At 54.8% G+C, this 21758-nt stretch carries 24 protein-coding genes, 1 tRNA gene and 2 pseudogenes; 19 read left to right on the plus strand and 8 right to left on the minus strand.

Features of this window, described 5'->3' with window-relative positions:
* Positions 1 to 5: 5 nt before the first annotated feature.
* The 10 genes from J1N02_RS21460 (at position 6) to J1N02_RS21505 (ending at position 9519) form a co-directional block, all read left to right on the plus strand.
* Positions 6 to 656, plus strand: coding sequence for a DUF2460 domain-containing protein (locus J1N02_RS21460; RefSeq protein ID WP_421147712.1), 651 nt, complete (start codon positions 6 to 8; stop codon positions 654 to 656).
* The gene (locus tag J1N02_RS21465) at positions 653 to 1513 is read left to right on the plus strand and encodes a DUF2163 domain-containing protein (protein WP_421147713.1); all 861 of its coding nucleotides are present in this window, start codon (positions 653 to 655) and stop codon (positions 1511 to 1513) included. The genes J1N02_RS21460 and J1N02_RS21465 overlap by 4 nt, the downstream gene beginning before the upstream one ends.
* On the plus strand, positions 1510 to 1968 hold the full coding sequence (locus J1N02_RS21470) for a hypothetical protein (protein ID WP_421147714.1): 459 nt from the start codon (positions 1510 to 1512) through the stop codon (positions 1966 to 1968). Before J1N02_RS21465 ends, J1N02_RS21470 begins: the two co-directional genes overlap by 4 nt.
* Complete coding sequence (locus J1N02_RS21475; RefSeq protein ID WP_421147715.1) at positions 1952 to 4462, plus strand: phage tail protein; 2511 nt, start codon at positions 1952 to 1954, stop codon at positions 4460 to 4462. The genes J1N02_RS21470 and J1N02_RS21475 overlap by 17 nt, the downstream gene beginning before the upstream one ends.
* A 12-nt stretch (positions 4463 to 4474) precedes the next feature.
* Positions 4475 to 6346 (plus strand): hypothetical protein, encoded by a 1872-nt coding sequence (locus tag J1N02_RS21480; RefSeq protein WP_421147716.1) that lies wholly within the window; start codon positions 4475 to 4477, stop codon positions 6344 to 6346.
* A complete protein-coding gene (locus J1N02_RS21485; protein WP_146476241.1) occupies positions 6346 to 7185 on the plus strand; it encodes a hypothetical protein in 840 nt (279 codons plus the stop codon). Before J1N02_RS21480 ends, J1N02_RS21485 begins: the two co-directional genes overlap by 1 nt.
* Before the next feature lie 62 nt (positions 7186 to 7247).
* The gene (locus tag J1N02_RS21490; protein ID WP_421147717.1) at positions 7248 to 7757 is read left to right on the plus strand and encodes a glycoside hydrolase family 104 protein; all 510 of its coding nucleotides are present in this window, start codon (positions 7248 to 7250) and stop codon (positions 7755 to 7757) included.
* On the plus strand, positions 7754 to 8062 hold the full coding sequence (locus tag J1N02_RS21495) for a DUF6527 family protein (protein ID WP_421147718.1): 309 nt from the start codon (positions 7754 to 7756) through the stop codon (positions 8060 to 8062). The genes J1N02_RS21490 and J1N02_RS21495 overlap by 4 nt, the downstream gene beginning before the upstream one ends.
* Before the next feature lie 2 nt (positions 8063 to 8064).
* Entirely contained in the window at positions 8065 to 8577 is a 513-nt protein-coding gene (locus J1N02_RS21500) for a lysis protein (RefSeq protein ID WP_421147767.1), read from the plus strand.
* A 147-nt stretch (positions 8578 to 8724) separates the two neighbouring features.
* Positions 8725 to 9519, plus strand: coding sequence for a DNA adenine methylase (locus J1N02_RS21505; RefSeq protein ID WP_421147719.1), 795 nt, complete (start codon positions 8725 to 8727; stop codon positions 9517 to 9519).
* 158 nt (positions 9520 to 9677) lie between these two features.
* Here the strand turns inward: J1N02_RS21505 and J1N02_RS21510 are convergent, their stop codons facing one another.
* Entirely contained in the window at positions 9678 to 10397 is a 720-nt protein-coding gene (locus J1N02_RS21510) for an SOS response-associated peptidase (protein ID WP_421147720.1), read from the minus strand.
* A 99-nt stretch (positions 10398 to 10496) separates the two neighbouring features.
* On the opposite strand from J1N02_RS21510, the gene J1N02_RS21515 reads away from it, so the two are divergent.
* The 3 genes from J1N02_RS21515 to J1N02_RS21525 all read left to right on the plus strand — a co-directional run bounded on the left by J1N02_RS21515 (position 10497) and on the right by J1N02_RS21525 (position 12805).
* The gene (locus tag J1N02_RS21515; protein WP_421147721.1) at positions 10497 to 10934 is read left to right on the plus strand and encodes a LexA family protein; all 438 of its coding nucleotides are present in this window, start codon (positions 10497 to 10499) and stop codon (positions 10932 to 10934) included.
* Positions 10915 to 12201: a Y-family DNA polymerase gene (locus J1N02_RS21520; RefSeq protein WP_421147722.1), complete on the plus strand. Its 1287-nt coding sequence runs from the start codon at positions 10915 to 10917 to the stop codon at positions 12199 to 12201. Before J1N02_RS21515 ends, J1N02_RS21520 begins: the two co-directional genes overlap by 20 nt.
* A gap of 160 nt (positions 12202 to 12361) precedes the next feature.
* Complete coding sequence (locus J1N02_RS21525) at positions 12362 to 12805, plus strand: hypothetical protein (protein ID WP_421147723.1); 444 nt, start codon at positions 12362 to 12364, stop codon at positions 12803 to 12805.
* A gap of 12 nt (positions 12806 to 12817) precedes the next feature.
* Here J1N02_RS21525 and J1N02_RS21530 read toward each other — a convergent pair whose 3' ends face one another.
* The gene (locus J1N02_RS21530; RefSeq protein ID WP_421147724.1) at positions 12818 to 13255 is read right to left on the minus strand and encodes a hypothetical protein; all 438 of its coding nucleotides are present in this window, start codon (positions 13253 to 13255) and stop codon (positions 12818 to 12820) included.
* Between the two features lie 220 nt (positions 13256 to 13475).
* Between J1N02_RS21530 and J1N02_RS21535 the strand changes: the two genes are divergently transcribed.
* Positions 13476 to 14456 (plus strand): helix-turn-helix transcriptional regulator, encoded by a 981-nt coding sequence (locus tag J1N02_RS21535; RefSeq protein ID WP_421147725.1) that lies wholly within the window; start codon positions 13476 to 13478, stop codon positions 14454 to 14456.
* Here the strand turns inward: J1N02_RS21535 and J1N02_RS21540 are convergent.
* Positions 14443 to 14649, minus strand: a complete 207-nt coding sequence (locus J1N02_RS21540; protein ID WP_421147726.1) for a DUF6555 family protein — start codon at positions 14647 to 14649, stop codon at positions 14443 to 14445. The genes J1N02_RS21535 and J1N02_RS21540 overlap by 14 nt on opposite strands.
* A 474-nt stretch (positions 14650 to 15123) precedes the next feature.
* Here J1N02_RS21540 and J1N02_RS21545 point away from each other — a divergent pair.
* Together J1N02_RS21545 and J1N02_RS21550 are read left to right on the plus strand one after the other, a co-directional pair.
* Positions 15124 to 16248: pseudogene (locus J1N02_RS21545) on the plus strand (cache domain-containing protein); the annotation flags it as partial.
* Positions 16249 to 16266: 18 nt separating this feature from the next.
* Positions 16267 to 17106 carry a methyl-accepting chemotaxis protein gene (locus J1N02_RS21550; RefSeq protein ID WP_421147768.1) on the plus strand — a complete coding sequence of 280 codons (840 nt, stop codon included), beginning with the start codon at positions 16267 to 16269 and terminating at the stop codon, positions 17104 to 17106.
* 357 nt (positions 17107 to 17463) lie between these two features.
* On the opposite strand, the gene J1N02_RS21555 is transcribed toward J1N02_RS21550, so the two are convergent.
* Positions 17464 to 17560 (minus strand) — tRNA-OTHER (locus J1N02_RS21555).
* A 141-nt stretch (positions 17561 to 17701) separates the two neighbouring features.
* On the opposite strand from J1N02_RS21555, the gene J1N02_RS21560 reads away from it, so the two are divergent.
* A complete protein-coding gene (locus tag J1N02_RS21560) occupies positions 17702 to 17926 on the plus strand; it encodes a hypothetical protein (protein WP_421147727.1) in 225 nt (74 codons plus the stop codon).
* 354 nt (positions 17927 to 18280) lie between these two features.
* On the opposite strand, the gene J1N02_RS21565 is transcribed toward J1N02_RS21560, so the two are convergent.
* Together J1N02_RS21565 and J1N02_RS21570 are read right to left on the minus strand one after the other, a co-directional pair.
* The gene (locus J1N02_RS21565) at positions 18281 to 18652 is read right to left on the minus strand and encodes a helix-turn-helix domain-containing protein (protein WP_027604308.1); all 372 of its coding nucleotides are present in this window, start codon (positions 18650 to 18652) and stop codon (positions 18281 to 18283) included.
* 3 nt (positions 18653 to 18655) lie between these two features.
* Positions 18656 to 18958, minus strand: a complete 303-nt coding sequence (locus J1N02_RS21570) for a type II toxin-antitoxin system HigB family toxin (RefSeq protein WP_027604307.1) — start codon at positions 18956 to 18958, stop codon at positions 18656 to 18658.
* 568 nt (positions 18959 to 19526) lie between these two features.
* On the opposite strand from J1N02_RS21570, the pseudogene J1N02_RS21575 reads away from it, so the two are divergent.
* Positions 19527 to 20294 (plus strand): annotated as a pseudogene (locus J1N02_RS21575) (MCP four helix bundle domain-containing protein); the annotation flags it as partial.
* A gap of 48 nt (positions 20295 to 20342) precedes the next feature.
* On the plus strand, positions 20343 to 21152 hold the full coding sequence (locus J1N02_RS21580) for a methyl-accepting chemotaxis protein (RefSeq protein WP_371914500.1): 810 nt from the start codon (positions 20343 to 20345) through the stop codon (positions 21150 to 21152).
* Between the two features lie 13 nt (positions 21153 to 21165).
* Here the strand turns inward: J1N02_RS21580 and J1N02_RS21585 are convergent, their stop codons facing one another.
* Positions 21166 to 21378 (minus strand): cold-shock protein, encoded by a 213-nt coding sequence (locus J1N02_RS21585; protein WP_027604305.1) that lies wholly within the window; start codon positions 21376 to 21378, stop codon positions 21166 to 21168.
* Between the two features lie 67 nt (positions 21379 to 21445).
* A complete protein-coding gene (locus J1N02_RS21590) occupies positions 21446 to 21658 on the minus strand; it encodes a cold-shock protein (RefSeq protein WP_027604304.1) in 213 nt (70 codons plus the stop codon).
* Positions 21659 to 21758 lie beyond the last annotated feature (100 nt).

Here is a 21758-nt window from a genome sequence, read left to right on the forward strand (position 1 = left end):
GCGAGATGTCGTTAGGACCTTTTTGGCCGGCGCGCTGGATCGCCAGTTACCCCGATATGGGCGCGGCGGCGGAAGGAGTTCTGCCGCGTCTGCCCGGGCAAACCCTGCTTTCAAAAAAAGCACCTGAGTGGAGTACCGGAGTGCAGAAAGCTGCCAGTGGTCGACGCCGGACAACGGCGTACTACCCGGCGCCGCTGTGGTCTTTCCAGCTGAGTTACAACGCCGTGCGCAAGCGCCCTGGGTTGGATGAGTGGTCGAGGCTGATTGAGTTCTTTAATCAGCGCAAAGGGCAATTCGGCGAGTTTCTGTTCTTTGACCGCAGTGATCACCTGGTAACGCTTCAGCGCTTCGGCACCGGGGACGGCACCACGCGAACATTCCAGCTTTCCCGGGAGATCGGTCACTGGGTGGAGCCGGTGTACGGGGTCGTCAATGTGGACGTCGTCACTGTCAGTGGTGCCCCTACTTCAGCCTTCACTGTGGATCAGCTGGGGCGCATCACCTTTACGGTGGCCCCTCCGATTGACGCGGCGCTGGTGTGGAGTGGGGCGTTTTATTTTCGCTGTGCTTTCGAGGCCGATTCGCTCGACGGGGCTCAGCCTTATCGCGCGATCTGGGAGCTCAAAAACATCGCGTTCACGAGTATCAAACCATGATTGATGCCACACCTGAACTGAAAGCCTTTCTGGCCACGGCGCGCAGTTTCGTCATGGCGGATCTGTACACGATTGCCCTGGCCAGCGGCCAGGTGCTGCGTTACACCGATGCGGGTTTGCAGATCTTCTACGCCGGACAGAACTACTCGGCCAGCGGGCCTCTGATCAAGCGCACCGGCGTACGTGCGGTGCGCGGGATTGAGGTCGACACGTTGAACGTGACCTTTACCGCCGGCATGGACGACACCGTGTTCGGTGAGCCACTGCTGCCATTCATTGCCGGCGGCGGTTTTGACGGGGCCACTTTGAATCTTGTCCGAGCGTTTATGGCGGACTGGCGGTCGCCCGTGGTGGGCACGGTCACACGTTTTATCGGGCGTGTCGCCGAGGTGGATCCTGCCGATCGCGAGCAGGCGACGGTGACAGTAAAGTCGCCGATCGAGCTGCTGGATACCAAGGTGCCCCGGGGCGTTTATCAGCCCTCGTGCCTGCGCACGGTGTACAGCGCCGATTGCGGGGTGAACCGTGCCCTATTTGAAACCGTGGGTGTGGTCCAGGGCGGCAGCACGGCCCTGCGTGTGAACTCCAATGTGCCCGCCACCCAGGGCTGGTTCGACCAGGGCGTGATTCGTTTTGTGAACGGTGCCAATGCAGGTGTGACAAGAACCGTACGCCGATTCACTGCCGATGGCGCCGTGACGATGATCCTGGGGCTGCCAGGCGTGCCAGTGGCAGGTGATCAGTTTCTGATTTACCCGGGTTGCCCACGGACGCTGGATGCCTGCACCAACAAGTTTGGCAACCGAGCGCGGTACCGGGGGATGCCGTTCATCCCCGTCGCGGAGACATCGGTATGAGCCCGTTCGAAGTGCTGCAGCGTGATGCCGTGGTCGCGCAGGCTGAGCTCTGGTTGCGCACGCCGTACCAGCACCGGCAGCACCTGCTCGGCGTCGGCGTCGATTGCGCCTGGTTGCTGATTGAGGTGTATCACGCCGCCGGGTTGATTCCCTCGATCGATCCCGGGGCGTATGCCCAGGACTGGCACCTGCACCGCAGCGAGGAACGCTACCTGGGTTGGCTGGAGTTGTACGGCCGGCATATCGACGTCCCACAGCGTGGCGATGTCGCGGTCTGGAAATTCGGCCGGACCTTCAGCCACGGCGCGGTGGTGGTCGATGAGCATCGCATCATTCATGCCTATCGGGACATCGGCGTCGAGTTTGCAGATAGGCGTGAGGAGCGGCTCTCCAGCCACACCGTGCGTTATTACACACTTAACCGATATGGAGTCAGCGATGGGGGGCAGCAGTAGTACTATTTCCAACAGTGCAACGCGCATCAACGCTCTGCAGATCCAGAGCAGTGCGAGTGGCAAGCCGATCGCCTGGATCGCCGGCCGCAATCGCATCAGCCCTAACCTCATTTATTACAGTGACTTTGAAGCGGTCGCAAAAACCACGACGAAAAAGTCGGGGGGTAAAGGCGGCGGCGGGGCCACCCAAAAAGACACAACCTACACCTACTACGCGGCCATCATTTTGGCCGTCGGGCGTGGGCCGCTGGGTGCGATTCACCGCGTATTTCGTGACAAAGAGGTGTTTTCGTCACTGGCGCAGATTGGCTTGAACTATGCCAATGGCACTCATGATCAGACCGTGTGGGGTTTTCTTCAGACTCGTCACCCGGCTGAGGCCATTGCCTATTCCGATACGGCCTACGTGTTTTCCAGCAGGTACCTGCTCAACGATAATGCCGGCGTCCAGAATCATACCTTCGAGGTGGACGGGCGTTATCAGGTGCCCGGGCTGCCGGATGCCAACCCGGGCGATTTCCTGCCCGGGCTTTTGCTCGATCCATTGGACGGTATCGGTTTTACCCCGGCATGGGTAGCGGATATGTCGAACTACCGCAACTATTGCTTGGCGGAAAACTTACTGCTGAGCCCAGTGCTCGACGAGCAGTCGCCGGCGAATGAAGCGATCGCGCGCTGGTTGCAACTGACCAACAGCGAGATGGTGTGGTCTGCTGGTCAACTCAAGGTGATCCCCTACGGCGACCAGGCCGTCACCGGTAACGGCGTGACGTGGTTTCCGAACATCACGCCAGTGGCGGATCTGACCGATGACGATTTTCTTTCTGAGGATGGTGAGCCTCCGGTCTCGCTCAAGATCAAGAGCCAGGCCGACAGCTACAACGAAGTGTCGCTGGAGATCCTCGACCGCGACCATGAGTACAACACGGACGTGGTGCGTGCGCCTGATCAGGCTGCCATTGAGCAGTTTGGCTCCAAGCCGATGGACACCATCAAAGCGTACGAGATCTGCAATATCGCCATCGGCGCCCATGCGGCGCAGTTGTTGGTGCAGCGCAAGCTGTATGTGCGCAATGAATACGAGTTCTCCCTCGGCTGGCAGCATGTGCTCCTCGAACCCATGGACCTGGTGACGATCACTGAGCCTGGCTTGAACCTGCATCAACGCCTGGTCCGGTTGATTTCGGTCGAGGAGGACGAGCTGGGTAAGTTGGCGATCGTGGCCGAGGATGCGTTGCTGGGTGTCGGCAGTGCCCCGAATTATCCAGTACAGAGTAAGAACGGTTATCAGGGCAATCAGAACGTCGCGCCTGGTCCTGTCCTGGCGCCCATCATGTTCAACCCGCCCGAGAGCCTGCTGCCCGCCGGCACATTGCAGATCTGGGGCGGTGTTGCCGGTGTGGGTGAAGCCTGGGGAGGTTGTGAGATCTGGATCAGCGCTGATGGTGACAGCTACCGGTTAGCGGAGACGATTTACGGCAGGGCGCGCATGGGGCAACTGACAACGACTCTGGCCGCTGGAAGCGACCCCGATACGGTCAACACCTTGTCAGTGCAACTGGCAGCGGCGACGGAGCTGGCTGCCGCCACTACTGCAGAGGCGGACAGTGGCGCCACGCTGTGTTGGGTGGCCGGTGAGCTGCTGAGTTACCGAGACGCGGTGCTCACGGGCGTCGGAGGCTATGAGCTGAGTTATCTGAGACGCGGACGTCTGAGCACGGCCATCTCCAGTCACTCGGCCGGTTCACCCTTTGTGCGGTTGGATGATGCGGTCTGGAAGTACAGCTACACGTCCGACCAAGTCGGCAAGACTGTCTGGGTCAAGTTCCGCTCATTTAACGTGTTTGGTCGAGCGCTTGAGGATCTGGCGGATGTCACTGCCTACAGCGTCACGTTGTCGCCGGCTCGTGTAGCGCCTGATACCGCGCAAAACCTCGCCCTGGTGGGTGCCTTCGAGGCGCCGTACTTCACCGTCAGCTGGGTGGCCGGAGCTCGTGCCGAGGATCGCTTGGTACGTGTTCGTCACGCGGGCAGTAATGCCCTCCTGCGAGAGGTGGCGACCACCAGCACGGCATTCACGTACCAACGTGAAGATGCGCTGGTGGATGGTGCGCTCATTCGCAGCTATCGGGTGGAGGTCATCGAGCGCAACGCTGCAGGCCAGGCACAGTTGGTGTCGTTGTTGGTCACCAATACGGCGCCGGCGCCCGTTACGGGAACCGCCGCCTCGGTCACTGGCACCACCACCGCGGATGTCAGTTGCGCGGCCAGTGCAGCTGCAGACACGGCGGGCTATGTGTTTGTGTATTCGACAGAGGAGGACTTTGATCCGGCAACTGCAGGAACGGTCGGCTATCAAGGCGTATCACGCACCGGGCAGATCACGGGACTGACGCCAGACACCACGTATTACCTCTGCGCTGCAGCGTACGACACCTGGAGCAGTGTACGCAGTCAACTCAACTTCGCCCCGGCGATCACCTTCAACACCTGATAGAGACTCATCATGCAACCTATTCAATTCTTTGCCGCAAGGGCTGAAGACGGCGTGCTATTGCCTGGAGCAACGGTGAGTGTGCTTGTCTCTGGGAGTGAGACGTTGGCGCCGCTGTTTTCCGATGCAGCGGCGGCCGTTGTCCTGGCCAACCCCATGCATGCCGATGCCAGTGCACGGGTGTTCTTCTACACCACGGCGGCCCGCATCGATATTCAGATCGGCTACGCGGGGTACCGAGCGCCGCTGCTGCAGGGCATCGGTACCAGTGATCCGGTGGATATGATCAATGCGGAAATTGATCGTCTCAACCGCGATATGGTCGATGGAAAAGTGCATGCCACTGTCGCTGCAGGTCTTCTGGCGACGGTCGACGGCCAGTCTTTTTACGTCGAACCCACCTCGCCAGATATATCGCGCAGTCTGTATGTGCGGGTCAGTGCCACGGAGGCCAGGCACGTCTCCGATGACCCGTCTGTGGGTTACATCGCAGAGATAGACGTGCGCACCTCGGCAGTTGAGAGCGGCACGTTTAACGGCTTGGAGCTACGGTTTGTTCGACTGGCCGTAGAGTCCGGTTACACCTGGGCGCTGGTCGACTCGGTTGGACGCATGGCGTTGGGGTGCCGGGTGGATGGTTCACTCGTGGGTAAGTTCATGCTGCGCGACGGCACCGTCGATCGCAGCACGCTGAAGCTCGACCTCGACGGATTCATCGCCAAGGCGTTGGACCCTCAGTCGGGATACGCGTGGGCAGTGATCGATACCTTGGGCCGGATTGGTCTGGCTCTTCGAGTGGACGGTACCGTTACCGGGAAATTCTTGCTCGGCACCGGTGCCGTACCTCGCAAAGCGCTGGGGGCCGATCTGTCGGGCTTCATTGCCGTTCAACTGAGCCCAGAGTCCGGCTATGTCTGGGCCGTTGTTGATGCGGTTGGCCGCATTGCGCTGGGCATCACCACAGCCGGCAAAACGGTGGGTAATTTTGATATTCATATTCCCGATGTGACAGGGATTGAATACCTCAAGCCGGTGCACGATCTGCTCTGTGTGGGAGATTCCCTGACAGCCAACAGCAGTCAGGTCACCTGGCGCGAGCAACTGGCGCCACTGATCAGTGCGCGGACCATTGTGAATGGCGGTATTGGCGGGCAGACGTCTCGCCAGATCGCCGCACGTTTCGGCGCTGGTACCGCACTAGTGACCGTCACGGACAACCAGATCCCGGCCTCGGGTTCGGTGACGGTCACGGCGTTGAGCACCTTATTGCTGTCCACGCCCGCGACCAATTCCGGCACCTACACGTTGCCAGGTACCTTGGGCGGCATCCATGGAACGCTGACGTGCACGCACAGTGAGACAGGGGACTCGTCTGACGTTTACACGTTTGCTCGGGATACCGCCGGAGACGCCCGATACAGCGCGCCCAAGTCGCCGTTTGTACCCGACGTGCCCGGTGACGGGTTCTACACAGAGATTATCTGGATGGGTCGAAACAACCTCGACAACATCGAGCAGATCAAGGCCGACATTCGAGCCATGGTCGGTATGCAGAAAACTGTTGAAAAGCGCTACCTGATCATCACGCCGCCGCTTGGCGGCAACCCGACACCGGGCACGTCGACGGGGGAGGGTATTGGTACCGCTACCTACAACAACTGTGTCGCGCTGGAAGATTGGGCCACCACCGAGTACGGCGATCGCGTGATCAAGATCCGCGAGTGGTTGATGCAGTTCAACGACGGCAGCGCCGACGATCTCGACGACGTTGCTAAGGGCGTGGTTCCGCGTTCGCTTCGGCTGGACATCATTCACAACACCACGATCAGCAACGGGCATATCGCTCGTCGCATCGCCTACGAAATTAACCGGAGGTCCTGGTAATGGCCGGACAAAAAACCGTACTGGATGGCATCACCTTCACCGATACGACGTTGCCCATTCTGCGCTCCGATGCGTTGCTGAGTGCAGGGTCGCTGTATTTGTTCGACTTGGGGCATAGCTTGGGTGGTGTGAGCGGAGTGCCGGCAGCTGGAGCCTCCATTCCCAACATCGCTTACGCCGAAGCGGCAGCGGTGCTCGGCGCGGGTACTGAGAGCAGCTTGGCGGGGGTGTTCAGCAGTAATGCGGTCGCAGCTGACGCTCTGTTCGAGCGGACGCCCAAGAAGGGCCTGCACGCCATTTACAGCCAGGTTAACAACACGGTGAGCGGTCATGGCTCACAGATCAATGTCGCAGCTGCGATTCGCGACTACATCATCGCTAACAAGACCCACCTGTTCTATTTCTCGGTATGGGCTCATCGCACACGCGCTGCGCTCTCTACGGGGCATCGTTACATGGAGATCGGTAGCGGCGGTAACTTCCTGGGGTACATGAGTGGCGCCGGAAACACAGGCAAGGCTTCCGGGCTTTACAACGTCGTCGGCGGTGCCAACGCCGTGGCCAATCGGTACTCCTCGATGCGAGCGTCCGCTGGTAGCGGTGATACGGTGGCGGCAGCGGCCGGGAGTATTATTTTCGGAAACGGCGGATCTGGTTCCGCGCTGACCAATCAATGCCCCTCGGACATTTTCTATCGCGGCTACTGCGAGGATCTGACCGTGTCAGGGCGAACCTACGCTGACGTCGACGCCCTCGACAAGGCGTTATGGGATGCCGCTTTCGCGGCAGGTGGCCGGTTTGCTGGTGACACTTTCACGGCGCCGTCGACCTTTCCATAAATTGAGTCGAACACCTCCATGCCCGCCGCTATGCGGGCTTTTTTTCGCCTGGAGAAAAGACAATGGCACGACTTACAGCTATCCAAGCGGGCAGCCGCAATGCGTTGGCCTTCCTCGACATGCTCGCTTGGTCCGAGGGGACCAGCACATCGCCGGCCACTACCCAGGATGGCTATGACGTCATCGTGACGGGCATCGACAGGAAACCTGAGATATTCACGGATTTCAGTGATCACCCCTTCGCAAAGGGACGCCGCTCGAAGGTCATCAACAGCAAGGGCCTGACCTCAAATGCCTCGGGCCGTTACCAGCAGATGCTCAAGGACTGGCCGTATTACCGAACGCTGTTGGCCCTGCCTGACTTCAGCCCTATCAGCCAGGACCTGCTAGCTCTGCAGCACATCCGCGAATGCCGCGCGCTACCGGACGTGCATGCCGGCCGGGTCCAAACCGCAATCGCAAAGTGCCGGAATATTTGGGCAAGCCTGCCTGGTGCGGGGTATGGCCAGCGTGAACATCGGCTTGACGACTTGATCCAGCAATACCGCTTGGCGGGTGGAGTGCGGTCATGACGGCATTACGGAAAGTGTCCCGCTGCCTGGCCCAAGCCGAGGAGGATCGTCTGTATTTCTCGTGCCCTGGCTGTGACATCGCCCATGGTGTATCGCATGGAAATGGCCCCGGGCCACGTTGGGGGTGGAATGGCAATGTAGAGGCGCCGACGTTCACGCCGAGCATTCTGGTCCGATACACCTGGTCGGACGGCCCGAGGGTTTGCCATTCGTTCGTGACCGGTGGGCGCATTCAGTTTCTTGAGGACTGCACTCACCATCTGGCGGGGCAGACCGTCGACCTACCCGATTGGGAGGATGAGTAATGCTGACCACACCACAGAAACTGGCAGTCTTGCTGATCGCGATGATCATTGCGTTCGGCGCGGCCTGGCAGGTGCAAGCGTGGCGTTACACGGGAAAGCTTGCGAGCCAGGCCGCGCTGCAGGCTGACGATCTAAACAATCTGACTCAGGCCGCACTGCGCCAGCAGCAGACCGAGCAGGACAAGCGCCTGGCCACAGAGCAACAACTCGCCGTCTCCGATCAACTGCGCACCCGAGAACTGTCCGATGCCAAACGTAATCAGGCTCTATTGCGTGACCGTCTTGCTACTGCTGATGTACGGCTGTCAGTCCTTCTCGACGCCAAGGACCCAGCCAGTGGTTGCAACGTGTCTGCCACCCCCGGCACCGTCGGCGTGGTTCATGCAGCCCGTCGAGCCCAACTTGACCCAGCGCATGCTCAACGAATTATCGGCATCACCGATGCCGGCGACCGAGGATTGATCGCCCTGCAGGCCTGCCAGGCCTACGCAAAAGAAGTTTCTAAATCGAAGTAAAAGGAGCGGCCGGGTAAGATGCGTCAACATCCAGCACGGCCACCTTTCCCGCAGAGTTCCCCTGCAAGTCCAGCCAAGGCTCCTGCTTTGTGCACAAAGCGAAATGAGCCTAGCACTGTTTATTCATACAGCAAAGGTCTTGCTTTTATGTCCACCCCCATAATCCCTTGGATGGGCGGCAAGCGCCGCCTGGCCGATCGCCTTATCCCGCTCTTCCCACCCCACGAATGTTACGTTGAAGTCTTCGCCGGCGGTGCCGCGCTCTACTTCATGCGTCCCCAGGCCGCGCCGGTTGAAGTCCTCAACGACATCAACGGTGACCTGGTGACGCTGTACCGCGTGGTGCAGAACCACCTGGAAGAATTTGTTCGCCAGTTCAAGTGGGCGCTCAGTTCGCGCCAGGTGTTCGAGTGGCAGAAGATGACCCGCCCTGAAACCCTCACTGACATACAGCGCGCGGCTCGGTTTTTCTACCTGCAGCACCATGCCTTTGCTGGCAAAGTGACGGGGCAGACGTTTGGTACTGCGACAACAGGCCCGGCCATCAATCTGTTGCGGATCGAGGAAAATCTATCTGCAGCTTGGCAGCGCCTTTCCGGCACCTATGTCGAAAACCTGGGTTGGCTAGAGTGCGCAGAGCGCTACGACCGTGACCACACTTTCCACTACATGGATCCGCCTTACTGGCAGACGGCTGGCTATGGCGTGGACTTTCCCTTTGAGAACTACGAGCGGATGGCCGATTTTATGCGCCGTTGTAAGGGCAAGGTGATGGTCAGCATCAACGATCATCCTGAGATCCGGAGCGTCTTTGATGGGTTTCACTTCGAGATGATTGATATTCGATATAGCACCGCCAATCAGCGGCAGGGGAAAGCGGAAGTCAGCGGAGAGTTGGTCATCATGAATTGGGAGCCGGCAGCATTGGGCAGCCTGTTCTAATAGGAGCACGTGCCGCCGTGTTGAGCGGTAGCGCGTTGTCCTCATTGAACTAAAGTTGCCCTTTAGCTTGTATTGCAGTCTTTCAATCTCACATTGGGTAACGAATGGATAAGCAACTCGCAGGTCTTTCATTTCTGCTTACCCTCGTGTGGATCTCCTCAGTCGCCTTTGTCATGTGGTACCTCAGTTGATGGGGCCGGCTCGATCAGTTCTGGCCCCTGATTTCTGACGTTTCCCACTGCCTTACCTACGGGAAACCATTCAAACTCTTCCGTGGGTTGGCACAACTCCTTTGCAATTTCCTCCGCTCGCGACGGAGTTATGGTGGGGTCAAGCCACTCGTTGGCATGCTCCGGGGTCAGCACAAGCGGTCGCCGGTCGTGAATGTCGACCATGCCCTGATCGCTGGCGGCAGTGATGATCACAAAGCCATCCCCCTCGCGCGGCTCCACTCCGGGCGTCACCTGAGCCAGTCCGCCGTAGAACATCGGTGCTTTGCTTTTGAGCCTGATGAAGTAGGGCTGCTTCTTCTTCGGGTCGTCAGGATCCTTGACCCACTCAAACCATCCATTTGCTGGCACAAGCACGCGGCCGTTCGGCCAAAGCTGTTTGAAGAATTTTCCGGTCGTTACTGTCTCGACTCTTGCATTGATCGGGTCAGGCCTTTTCCCCTTTGCCCAGAATGGCGACCATCCCCAGCGGACCTTGTCCACGCTCAGACCTTCTTCCAAACCCCGAATGACCTCAACACGAGTGCTCGGCGCGACGTTGTAGCGCTCAAGGGGCCACTCGTCGTAGCCATTGATTACGATCTGCTTTGAGCCCAGTTCCTTCAGGTAGTGGCCCATGGGTTCGTAGATCGAGTAGCGTCCGCACATGATGTCACCCGTCGAAATGTCCTACATATGAGATTGACCGCGCGTGGACGAAATCGTTAACTGTATATTCATACAGTTAATCACCCGAAGGCTCGCGTCATGAATGTCATAATCCTCGGCCCGCTGATGGGGGGCGGCATCAAGCTCCCCCTTTATTCATTCAAAATCCCGGCCGGGTTCCCGTCTCCGGCTGCGGATCACATTGAAAAACACCTGTCGCTGGACGAGATGTGCAACGTCCGTGCGCCGCACGTTTACCTGGCGCGGATTGAGGGTGACAGCATGCAGGGTGCGGGGATGTTCTGTGGCGACTTGATTGTGGTGGACCGCTCAAAAAATGCCAGGCATGGCCACATTGTCGTCGCGGCGGTGAACGGTGAGCCGGTGTGCAAGCGGCTGCATAAGTCGGGTAACGACATCATTCTTATGTCCGAAAACAAGAGCTATCCGCCGCGCTACATACTGGAAGGCGACGAGCTGGCCATCTGGGGTGTCGTCACAAACAGCGTGCGCGATCATGACCTCCTCCCAGCATAAGCGGGTTTTTGCGCTTATCGACTGCAACAGCTTTTACGCAAGCTGCGAGCGGGTGTTCAGGCCGGACTTGGCGAAGACGCCCATTGTCGTGCTGAGCAACAATGATGGTTGCGTCATTGCCCGCAGTTACGACGCCAAGCCGTTCGTGAAGATGGGCGCTCCTTATTTTCAGATAAAGGACCTGCTACGCCAGCACGGCGTCCAAGCATTCAGCAGCAACTACGCGCTTTATGGCGACATGAGTGAAAGGGTCATGACGGTCATTGAATCGATGGTGCCTGCCGTTGAGGTGTACAGCATCGACGAAGCATTTGCTGATCTCTCCGGCATGCCCGGCGACCTTACAGCGTTTGGTCGAACGATCCGTGCTGCGGTGCATCAATCAACTGGCATTCCGGTCGGCGTAGGCATAGGCCCCACCAAAACCTTGGCAAAGCTGGCCAACCACACAGCCAAGCGGTTGCAGGCCAATACAGGTGGGGTGGTGGATATCTGTGACCCGTTCAAGCGTGACTGGGTGCTGCGCAACACGGCCGTATCAGATGTTTGGGGTGTCGGCCGCAAGATGAAAGCTCATCTGGAAGCAATGAATATCCTAACGGCGATGGACTTGGCCAAGGCCGACCCTACCATGCTCGGCAAGAAATTCAGTGTGGTCATTGAGAAGACCGTCCGTGAGCTATCCGGAATCAGTTGCCTAAAGCTGGGCGAAGAGGAGCCGCCGAAGCAGGAGATCTGCTCCAGCCGGATGTTTGGCAAGCGCCTAACAACCATCGAGCCTATAAAAGAGGCAGTGGCTACCTATGTACAGCGCGCAGCCGAGAAGCTGCGGGCGCAGAACTCGTTGTGTAAGAAGATTCGCATCAGCATTCGCACCGGCATGTTCAACCCCGATGAAGAGAAGTATGCCAATGGCGCATTGGTTGAGTTGCCCTACCCAACGAACGACGTGCGCCTGATGACGAGAGCAGCCACTGAGGCAGTTAACCGGATATTCCGACCTGGCTTCAACTACAGCAAGGCCGAAGTTCTGCTGATGGATTTGCGGCAGCCTGGCGAGTATACCGATGACCTTTTTGCACCCTGCCAGCCACAAGTGGCTGAAAAAGTGATGGGTGTCTTGGACGAAATCAATCAGAGGTGGGGGAGTGGCACACTTCGCACCGCGAACGTGCCTTCTGATCCTGATTGGGGAATGCGTAGGGAAATGATGAGTAAGAGCTTTACAACCAATTTTCATCAGCTTTGGACGGTAAAGTGTAACTGAGCGGATACCTAAAGTGAGTAGTGACTCTGGGAACATCTTGATCATAAAAAAACGAAATATTAGGTGAAAAGCGAAACCTTTTTTGAGTCTCCATAGACAATTTTTCTGGCAGGTTTATTGTGATGCCTAATTGTTCGCTAATTTTAATTAGGTATGAGTGATGAGAGAAGAGTACTTAGAAGTTGTTAAGGTTTTTGAAGAGACTATTTTGAATTTGACGAGAGAGGTTTATGCGATTGTAAGAGCTTCTGTTCAAATAAGCGATAGTTCGATTTTGATATCTGAAAATGCGATGAGAAAGGGGGGCGGTTGTCATGAGGATGTCAGCAATTTAGTCGAACGAATCGCCCGTAGAGATGCTGGCGATTTGACGGGGGCAGTGGGGCATTTGCACGATGCACTTAAGCGCAACTTGCAAATCCTTATTTTACATGCAGTTGATAGTCTGGAGAGTGGTAAGCGAACGCTTAGAGACTACAAACCGGTGCAAGATGAGGCAGGCATAGATTATTTTATCACTACGATGAGTGGGTGTGTTTTAGAATTAAAACGTCTGCAAAGATACGTTGAAAGTTCTTTTGTGTCCGTTAACGTTGAGAAGTAGTTTAAATGCATGTTATTTAATGGATCGACATTGAATGATTTTTTGTCGAACTAGGCGCTTAATTTTTAATATTTCATGTGATGAAGATGGATAGTGGTTTTTAGATTTTTTACGTAGAAGGAGTTTTGTTTCGTGATCTTGGTAGGTGGACTCTAGTGTAATGATTAAAAGCAGCATTTCCTCGAGTATCTTCAAAATCATCTGTTTTGTATGAAATACGCTTAGGTTGTGAAAATCCATTGCCTCTGCCACTTCGAATCGTGTGATGATTTTTTGTATGGCTGAGCCGTTGTACTTTTTTTTGGAGGTTTTCATTATTTTAGCAATTTTTTGATCCTGACTTTTTATATGGTTCTCGAGCGCTGCTAAATGCGTGTTGATCGCGTGTAATAACAATTTCAATTCGCGAATGCAAAGGTCGACGTTGGTAAGGTAGGCGTTGTAAGTCATTGATAGTTATCCAATGGTTGTTTAGTTTGATCAGGATTGTATTTTTTTATTTGGTGAGTGCAAGTGGGGTCCATCTTTTTTTCGTTTTTGTGATGTGTTTCGGCGTTTCATAGCTTATAGGCACGTGGAGAGTGTGGTTTTAGGCTATGCTCCACATCTTAAAAAGGATTAAACAACAGAGGCCAAGGGGGGCAGTGAAAGCAGTGGGGTAGAGGGTTTTATGGTTAAAAACTTGATTTCTTCAGTTCATATAAAAGACGAGAAAAGTCTTCAAGATTATTATAATAATTGCGGGCTGGCCCCGGCGTTAACTTTCGAAAGCGCTAGAAAGTTTGACTACAAAAAAACAACCTACTCGCTTGGGGATGTGCAGCTATGTACTACCAGTAGCATTTCAGGTTGGGGATTCGAAAAGCAGGTTGCGACTGATGTTTATTTTATTTCATTCACCTATGCAGGGCTCTCAGCTTGGGAGATGAATAAGTTAGGGAGGGTCAAAGCTCTGCAACAAATGTGTATTATTGACAGTTCTCGGTTAGTACAAGGGCAATTTAATCCAGGTACGTCAACTGATACGATAGTTATTGATGCTAAATTGATTCACAAAGAGTTTTCCGCACTACGTGGTTATCCTGTGCTGAAAAGGATTGATTTCGAGCCTGTGTTGCCAAAAAACTCTCAGGCGTGGAATTATATTAACTGCATAGCAGGTGCGATAAAGTCTGGGTTTAATTTTATAGGTGGAGATTGCTCCCCGCTCTCAGGCTCATATCTCAAACAGGCTTTACTCACTTCGGTTCTTGAAACTGTTCCCAGTAATCAAGGGTCAATAATTGAATGTAATACTAAAAATAATCTTCCTCGGCATATATCAAGGGCTATTGATTATATGTACGCGCATGCTGCGGAACCTATACTTTTAGCTGATATTTCTATCAACGCACATTCTAGTATTAGGAATCTACAGATAGGATTTAAGAAATATAAAGAAACTACGCCGATGAGGTATCTGCGCATGATTCGACTCGCGAGGGTAAGATCAGATCTTATCTCTCACGATGTATTGCTTCCATGGCAAACAGTTGCTGCACAATGGGGTTTTTCAGATATGCAACTTTTTACGAGATATTATCAGCAAGTTTATCATGAAACCCCGTTTAAGACGGTTTACAGATGTAAAGGAGGGGCTATGACCACGTGACTTCGGTGAGGCCATTGCGCGCAGCTGTGTGAATGCTTATGGGCCTGCTCTTCACTCTGAAGCTTTTGGGGATCCTCTCGATTCCTGCGTCGCAGCAGGCCCAAAATAGTGCTATTTGATCATCCATGTGGTCAAGTCTAATTCTGAACTCTTTAGGTTGGCCATTAAGTTTGTAGCTGATAGAAAAGTGCATGAGGGTCACTGTTTGGAATGGTGGGTTATTTTAGCTTGGTGGGCGTGACATAATTCCAGTGATTTAACGCAATTTTATATGTTAAAAGCGAAATTTTTATACCTGTTAGATTGTATTTCCTTTGCATGGGCGTTGTTAAAGAGCTAGCTTATGGTTGTGGGCGAATCCTAGATTTCCTTGTTTGGTGACTTTAATGAGGAGGTTTAGATAGGTCGAGCGTGGGCAGTGCGCTAAAAACCATAGCGGCATGGAGTAACCACTCGTCAGGTGATGGTTGCTGTATGTTTTTATGGTTAGGTTATTATTTTCCGCCTTGAGACGTATGCTTGTTCAGTTGCTGGAATGCTTGTTTTAAAGTCCTGTATTAAATATGGGAGTTTGATTTTTTGGTACGTGCGATTCGTCAATAGGTCATGAAAGTAGCTTTGTACATGGTCGTAAAAATAACTTCCTTTTGGAATTACGGGTATTCATATGCTGAACACGATTAGGGCCCGCTACACTGCCGCTTTTTGTGGGTTCGCTTTACTAATTGCAGTGCTCACTGTAGTGGGTATCGATCTTTTAGTGGCGCCCAGTTTAACGAGGACTGACGAGCATCAATTAATTAATGATGCCGCCGAAATAGGCGAATCTATAAAAACTGAACTAGCTCGTGTTCAAGCACAACAACGAGTCATCACTGAGGTCGTGGCTATGCTCGACAGCGATGACATTGACCGGCTCTTGCCTAGTATGGTGAATCAGCAGGGCGAGCAGAAGATTTTCGGTGGTGGTATTTGGCCGCTGCCGAATAAACGAGGTGTAGGTCGAGATAAGTACAGTACTTTTTATCACCGTGATCAAAGTGGAAAGTTGGTTGTTAATACTCATTGGAATGCTCCCGAATCAAAAAATTACTTTGAGCAGTCATGGTACTTAGGTGGATTGGAAAGTCCTCCCGGCAGATGCAATTGGGCGGCCGCGTACCGTGATGAGGCCAGCCCGGAGCCTCGGACTAATTGTGCAATGGTTATCAAAAAAGACGGGGCTGCATACGGGGTAGCCACGATTGACGTGACTTTAGGCTTCTTCAATGAGCTCGTTTCCAGTAAAGAGCGAGAAATTAGGGCGGAGCTGATGATTGTGGAGCGAGATGGCAAAATACTCAGCAATCAGCCTGAAATACCTGGCGACATTGTGTTGAAAAACTTGGACGATTTGGCCAGCCAGTACCCATTTGCTGGTGCGCTAAGGGGTGCGTTGAGGGAGCAGAATGCCACTCATACCACTTACACCGGCAGGGATGGTCAAGAGTTTGCTTTATATGTGCAACCCATTCAGGGGACGCCTTGGTTTCTTGGGGTTGCTCAGTCAACCAGCGTGCTGAATGCGCAGAGCCACAAAGTTCTGACAACGTTGGCAATGCTTCAGATCCCTGTTTTGGTGTTGATGCTGATATTGGTCGTGGCGGCACTACGCCATTTAATGAACCGCCTCGCCCTCCTTAAAATGAATATTGATACTCTCTCCGCTGGGGATGCTGATCTGACAAAGCGAGTGGACATAAAATCAAACGATGAGGTCGATGCTGTAGGCCACTCCGTAAATAAATTTGTCGCGTATTTACAAAAATTAATGCTTGAGGTGTCCGATTCTTCTTCAGTGATTGCTTCTGGAGTAGAGCAGCTCCGTGATCATTCTCGCCATACAAATCATGTGTTAGGTCGACACGTCAACGAAACCGATCAGGCTGTCACAGCTATTACAGAAATGAGCTCTACAGCTGAAGATGTCGCTCGGAACGCCGCTCGCACTGCAAGCCTCACGCATGTCGCCAATGAAAATGCCCGGGTTTCAAAAGTGGTAGTAGAGGATGCTTCAGAGAGCGTACGCGATCTGATTGTTGAAGTAGAGCAGGCCACGAACAAAGTTAGAGCCATGGAGTTAGATGCTCAAAGGATCAACTCGGTTCTTGTCGTGATTGGTAAAATTGCCGGGCAGACGAACTTACTGGCACTCAATGCTGCCATTGAAGCTGCTAGGGCTGGCGAGCAGGGACGTGGCTTTGCGGTAGTAGCTGATGAGGTAAGAGCTCTCGCAGGACGTACTCAGGACAGTACCTCTGAGATAAATGAAATGCTGACCAGACTGCAGCAAGGTGTGGGGGCAGCAGTTTTGGCGATGGAAAGCACTAAAGCACGTTGCCAGGCGACAGTGGTCAAAACATCCAAGGTAACTGAAGGGCTAGACAATATGGCCGATTCGGTAGCGACGATTAACGACCTAAGTACTCACATTGCTACAGCGGCCGAAGAGCAGAGCTCTGTCGCGGACGAAATTAACCGCAATATGATCGCAGTGCGGCAGATAGTTACCGAATTGGCCTCGGGCGGCATGGACAGTGAGCGTAGCACTGCAGCGTTGGCAGCTTCTAATGGAAAGCTGATTGAGGTAGTGCGTCGGTTCAAACTTTAGAGCAAGGCAGGAGGGTTCTGTGTGCAGGGAACTGCAAATGCTGCGGATCGTGAAAGATAAATTTCGTATCTACCTGTTTTTTAAATGAAAAAATTAGGGTTTCGGAAATTGCATACATCGGCTCTCTTCGGGCCGATTCGACATGAGAGACGGGTAAGGATACGCGTTTGGTGGTACGAAAGTGGTACGGAGAATACCCATTTGGTGCAGACCACGTAAATCAAAGTCTGAGCGAAGAGTAGGTCCAGTCCATCATAGGTAGGGTTGAAATGGAGAATTGCGGAGCAACCCGCTGAATTGCGGAGCAGAAACAACAAGAGCCTACGACAGAAATCTGCGTAAACCCGTGATTTTAAATGGTGCCCCGAGCTGGGATCGAACCGGCACGTCCAAAGGACGAGGGATTTTAAGTCCCCTATGGATCCGCGTATGGTCAAGAGATGCCAATCTGGGCAATTCAGAAGTCGATTTTGCTTCTGCAGGAGATTTGGAATAATCAATTCCGTTTCGCGATTATCGTTATAGTTTCAATTTCGAATCGTCATTCTCCCTCGCGATACACAGCTATGGTTATAGAAAACCGGGAAATGCTGTCATGAATGACATCCAGGCTAGCGAACTTAGAGAAGCTTTGATCGCCGTGCTTAGTACGGCGGCATCCATGGGGATAGACGTCGAACTTCTGGGCAAACTGGCCGCCTCGGAACTGTTAGATGAGCGAGCTCTGGCTGGAAACAAGACCTATGCAGCCGGTGCGGTATACCAGTTAGGCGTGTGTTTGGGGTACATCTTAGAGCCTGGAGATTCGAACGTGCTTTAGAGCTTGGGATCAGGACGCTTCAGGGATTGGCTGGGTGTCTGACAGACAATTTCATGGATGAATCTCAGCAACAAGATTAGGGCAAAAATAGGGCAAATTCAGGGCCGCCATAGGCCGCTAGGCCCCGGCAAGGTTGCCTCGGCCCCCTGTTTTTTATGGCCCTGAGCGGGCTACGCGGTAATTGGAGCGGGTTCGAATCCCTATCTCTCCGCCATTACATAGAAAAAGCCCCGTAGCTGAATAAGCTACGGGGCTTTTTCGTTTCTGAGAGTTTGGGGCAGAGCTACTCGTTCCGAGCAGCAAACAGGGCCGCAGTGGTTGTTTCCAGCAGGCACAACCAACCGTATTCCATCTTCAAGCATGCCTTACTGGCTTGATCAGGCTTTCTGCTGGAATTCCAAACATCTCATGCAGCTTCCAAATCATTGGCAAGGTCAGCGCTCGTTTTCCATTCAGCACTTCATAAACACGATTCTGGCGGCCAATGGCGGGAATAAGATCAGCCGCCGACAGGCCAGACTGTTCCATTCTGAAGCGAATGGCATCGATTGGGTTGGGCAGGTCCATGGGAAAGTGTTTGGCTTCATAGGCCTCGATCAGCGTGATCATTACGTCAAAGTAATCACCTTCCGGGGTGCCGGGTTCTGGTTCGTTGTCGAACAGTGCAGAGACAGACTTGAGCGCGTCCTTGTAATCCTGTTCGGTGTGGATAGGTCGGATGTTCATGGGTTACTCCGTTTCGACGGTATCGGCGTCAATTGCGTCGTACTGCTTATGTGTACCGACAAACTTGATGTAGACAGCGCCATAGCGATAGGCCACGGCGACCACGAGCCTGTAGTCGTTACCTTTGATGTTGAAGACGACCCTTCGGCTTTTGAGAATGCTAGCGCTGCGAAAGTGTTCCTTGATGTCAGCCGGGTTTGACCAGTCGGCGTTTTTTACTTCGTCTATCCAGGCCAGGAACGGTTGCTCCGAATCCGGGTGCTTGTGCCAAAAGGTTTTGAGTTGACTGAGTGCGACTATTCTCATGGGAAAATCCTAGTCCCGCCTTGGGACTTTTGCAAGTGGGCACATGGGAGCAAGCAGTTTTCCAGACGGGTGTCATGGGCTCTCAAGGCATTTCTCCACATAAGGCATTCCCCTTGTAACCGTGCATGACCGGTCCCAGGAACATGAAAGGACCACAGGCATATAAGGGCGAGGGAGCGGGATGTGAGCGGCACACGGGGAGCTTCAGGGGTATTGGAACTACAGCCCAAAGCGTCACGCCGCACCATGCTCGTTCAGGCGGGTTCTGTTGAGGGGTGGTGCGTACGTTTTTCTGTTCAGGAAGTGAAAGTTGTGCGCCGATGCAGCCGTATAGGCAAGAAATCAGTGCCAGAGTAATGACGGCTTTTTCCATGTCAGACCTGCTGGTGGGGTAATCCTTTGATGTTCCCAGTATTGTCGTTGGTGGGCGCCGTGCTCGTCGATACTGCAAATAACTCACTGATATTTATAACTTCCCATTTCCTGGGTGTACGCCCCTCAAGTCTTTACCCACACGGCCGAAACACTCTCGTACGACATCGTATCCCCAATAAGAGAGTCCCCCTAAATGTCCCTTCGCAGCCTGTCCATCGCCCGCCGTGCGGGTCTGGGTTTTGCCCTGATTGCTTTGCTCGTGGCCCTGCTGGGTTTTTTTGCACTGTCGAACATGGCAAGCATCCGCGCCAGCGCGGTGCAGGTGGAAAGCGGGCTGGTGCCGAAGATGCGGCTGGTGGCGGACATTCGTGAAATCATGCTGCGCATTCGTACGATCTCTTTGCGCATGGCCCTGGACCCGAACCCGGCGAGCATCCCGCAATACCGTAGCCAGATGGACACCCGCAGCCAGGACCTGAGCAAACGGCTGGCCGACCTCGATGCAGTGATCGACACCCCCGAAGTACGCACGCTCTATGACCAGTTCCAGGTCTCGCTGCGCCAATACCAGCAAGGGCTGGCGCAGTCGTTCATCCTTGCCGACAAGCAGCAGGGCGCCGAGCTCAACAAGTTGTTGCTGGTGGATATGAAAACCGTGGTGGATGGCTCCGGGGCCCAACTCAATGCCCTGGCCGACTACTACAACGCCCAGATCAACCAGCAAGGCCAGGCGGCCGAATCGCAGTACGGCCGTTCGCGCACCATGGTGTTCGGCTTTGTGATCGTGGCCGGGTTGAGCACCGTGCTGCTGGCCTGGTTGCTCACGCGCAGCATTGTCGGCCCGCTCAGTCATGCCGTACGGGCTGCCGAGAACGTTGCCGAAGGTGACCTGACCCAAACGGTGGACGTGAGCGGCGACGACGAAGTGACGCGCCTGCTCGTGGCACTCAAGACCATGCAGGCCAACCTGCGCGGGACCTTGCAACTGATTCGCCAGTCGGCCGGGCAGATGGCGTCATCGGCCACCGACCTCAACGGCATCACCGACCAGAGCAGCCGCAGCCTGCAAAAGCAGACCGCTGAAATCGAGCAGGCCGCCACCGCCGTCAACGAGATGACCTCGGCGGCGGATGAGGTAGCGCGCAATGCGGTGTCCACCTCCGAGTCCACTCGCCTTTCCAATGAAACCGCGCGCGAAGGCCAGCACCGTGTGGGTGAAACCGTCAGCGCCATTCAAGCCCTGAGCACCAACATCGGCGAAACCTCGACCCTGGTGCAGAACCTCGCCGAGCAATCGCGGGATATCGGCAAGGTGCTCGATGTGATCCGCTCCATCGCCGAGCAGACCAACCTGCTGGCACTCAACGCTGCGATCGAGGCGGCGCGGGCCGGTGAGTCCGGGCGTGGCTTTGCGGTGGTGGCTGACGAAGTCCGTGCACTGGCCCACCGTACCCAGCAATCGACCCTGGAAATCGACCAGATGGTGACCGCGATGCGCACGGGGTCAAACGAGGCGTTGAGCTCGATGCAGTCGAGTACCCAGCGTGCCACCGACACTCTGGCTTTGGCTGAGGGCGCGGGGGGCGCATTGAGCCAGATCACCGACTCCATCGACCAGATCCACCAGCGCAACCTGGTCATCGCCAGCGCCGCCGAGGAGCAGGCCCAGGTGGCCAAGGAAGTCGATCGCAACATCGTCAATATTCGCGACCTGTCTGCGCAATCCTCTTCCGGCGCCGGGCAGATCAATGGATCGAGTCGAGAACTGGCGCAGCTGGCCGTTTCCCTGAACGAAGCCGTCGCAAGGTTTCAGCTGTAGTGACATGCGCGGGCTAGTTCAGTGTCGACTCGTCCACGATCTCGATATTGACGGCCTGCCAGTCGCCGCCCGGGCCCCTGACCAATTCGTAGGTGACCGTCTGCCCCTCGCGCAGCCGCCGTCCGCCCTGGGCGGTGGTGGCACTGCGAAAGAAAATGTCCTGCTCATCGTAGGCGGCAGTCTTGCTGCTGATGGAGATTGCAGTCTGTGGAGTTTTCCTGGGCATGGCCGTTCTCCTTTCCAGTGCAATAGGTGGCCCGTCGGGGCAGGTATGTCTGCGGGCATCAAGCGGGTCAGGACACGATTTGGACTTTATCGGCCTGCATGCCTTTCTGGCCCTGTACGGCTTCAAAGGTGACCTTCTGGCCCTCCTTCAATGTTTTGAACCCGTTGCCCTCGATTGCCCTGAAGTGGACGAACAGGTCGGGGCCGCTCTCCGGCGTGATGAATCCGTAACCCTTTTCATCGTTGAACCACTTCACTGTGCCGTTCTGTCTGTCGCTCATTCTTCCTGTCCTCGAACCGGTGTGCCCCGCTGCAGATTCGTCGCGGTAACCATAAGCAAAGTCCCGAAGCCGCTGCTCGTCAACGCGCCACGGGACCAGC

Origin of the sequence: Pseudomonas sp. NFX5, assembly GCF_049132125.1 — a bacterium.
In the GTDB taxonomy this organism is placed as follows: Bacteria; Pseudomonadota; Gammaproteobacteria; order Pseudomonadales; family Pseudomonadaceae; genus Aquipseudomonas; species Aquipseudomonas marginalis.

Coding starts and splice junctions, on each gene's coding strand:
- J1N02_RS21535 (WP_421147725.1), top strand. CDS start 13,476: ATGGTTAAAAACTTGATTTCTTCAGTTCATATAAAAGACGAGAAAAGT.
- J1N02_RS21585 (WP_027604305.1), bottom strand. CDS start 21,378: ATGCCCAGGAAAACTCCACAGACTGCAATCTCCATCAGCAGCAAGACT.
- J1N02_RS21485 (WP_146476241.1), top strand. CDS start 6,346: ATGGCCGGACAAAAAACCGTACTGGATGGCATCACCTTCACCGATACG.
- J1N02_RS21580 (WP_371914500.1), top strand. CDS start 20,343: ATGGCGTCATCGGCCACCGACCTCAACGGCATCACCGACCAGAGCAGC.
- J1N02_RS21550 (WP_421147768.1), top strand. CDS start 16,267: ATGCTTGAGGTGTCCGATTCTTCTTCAGTGATTGCTTCTGGAGTAGAG.
- J1N02_RS21495 (WP_421147718.1), top strand. CDS start 7,754: ATGACGGCATTACGGAAAGTGTCCCGCTGCCTGGCCCAAGCCGAGGAG.
- J1N02_RS21570 (WP_027604307.1), bottom strand. CDS start 18,958: ATGAGAATAGTCGCACTCAGTCAACTCAAAACCTTTTGGCACAAGCAC.
- J1N02_RS21475 (WP_421147715.1), top strand. CDS start 1,952: ATGGGGGGCAGCAGTAGTACTATTTCCAACAGTGCAACGCGCATCAAC.
- J1N02_RS21505 (WP_421147719.1), top strand. CDS start 8,725: ATGTCCACCCCCATAATCCCTTGGATGGGCGGCAAGCGCCGCCTGGCC.
- J1N02_RS21530 (WP_421147724.1), bottom strand. CDS start 13,255: ATGACTTACAACGCCTACCTTACCAACGTCGACCTTTGCATTCGCGAA.
- J1N02_RS21560 (WP_421147727.1), top strand. CDS start 17,702: ATGAATGACATCCAGGCTAGCGAACTTAGAGAAGCTTTGATCGCCGTG.
- J1N02_RS21520 (WP_421147722.1), top strand. CDS start 10,915: ATGACCTCCTCCCAGCATAAGCGGGTTTTTGCGCTTATCGACTGCAAC.
- J1N02_RS21590 (WP_027604304.1), bottom strand. CDS start 21,658: ATGAGCGACAGACAGAACGGCACAGTGAAGTGGTTCAACGATGAAAAG.
- J1N02_RS21490 (WP_421147717.1), top strand. CDS start 7,248: ATGGCACGACTTACAGCTATCCAAGCGGGCAGCCGCAATGCGTTGGCC.
- J1N02_RS21480 (WP_421147716.1), top strand. CDS start 4,475: ATGCAACCTATTCAATTCTTTGCCGCAAGGGCTGAAGACGGCGTGCTA.
- J1N02_RS21470 (WP_421147714.1), top strand. CDS start 1,510: ATGAGCCCGTTCGAAGTGCTGCAGCGTGATGCCGTGGTCGCGCAGGCT.
- J1N02_RS21515 (WP_421147721.1), top strand. CDS start 10,497: ATGAATGTCATAATCCTCGGCCCGCTGATGGGGGGCGGCATCAAGCTC.
- J1N02_RS21460 (WP_421147712.1), top strand. CDS start 6: ATGTCGTTAGGACCTTTTTGGCCGGCGCGCTGGATCGCCAGTTACCCC.
- J1N02_RS21465 (WP_421147713.1), top strand. CDS start 653: ATGATTGATGCCACACCTGAACTGAAAGCCTTTCTGGCCACGGCGCGC.
- J1N02_RS21510 (WP_421147720.1), bottom strand. CDS start 10,397: ATGTGCGGACGCTACTCGATCTACGAACCCATGGGCCACTACCTGAAG.
- J1N02_RS21525 (WP_421147723.1), top strand. CDS start 12,362: ATGAGAGAAGAGTACTTAGAAGTTGTTAAGGTTTTTGAAGAGACTATT.
- J1N02_RS21540 (WP_421147726.1), bottom strand. CDS start 14,649: ATGCACTTTTCTATCAGCTACAAACTTAATGGCCAACCTAAAGAGTTC.
- J1N02_RS21565 (WP_027604308.1), bottom strand. CDS start 18,652: ATGAACATCCGACCTATCCACACCGAACAGGATTACAAGGACGCGCTC.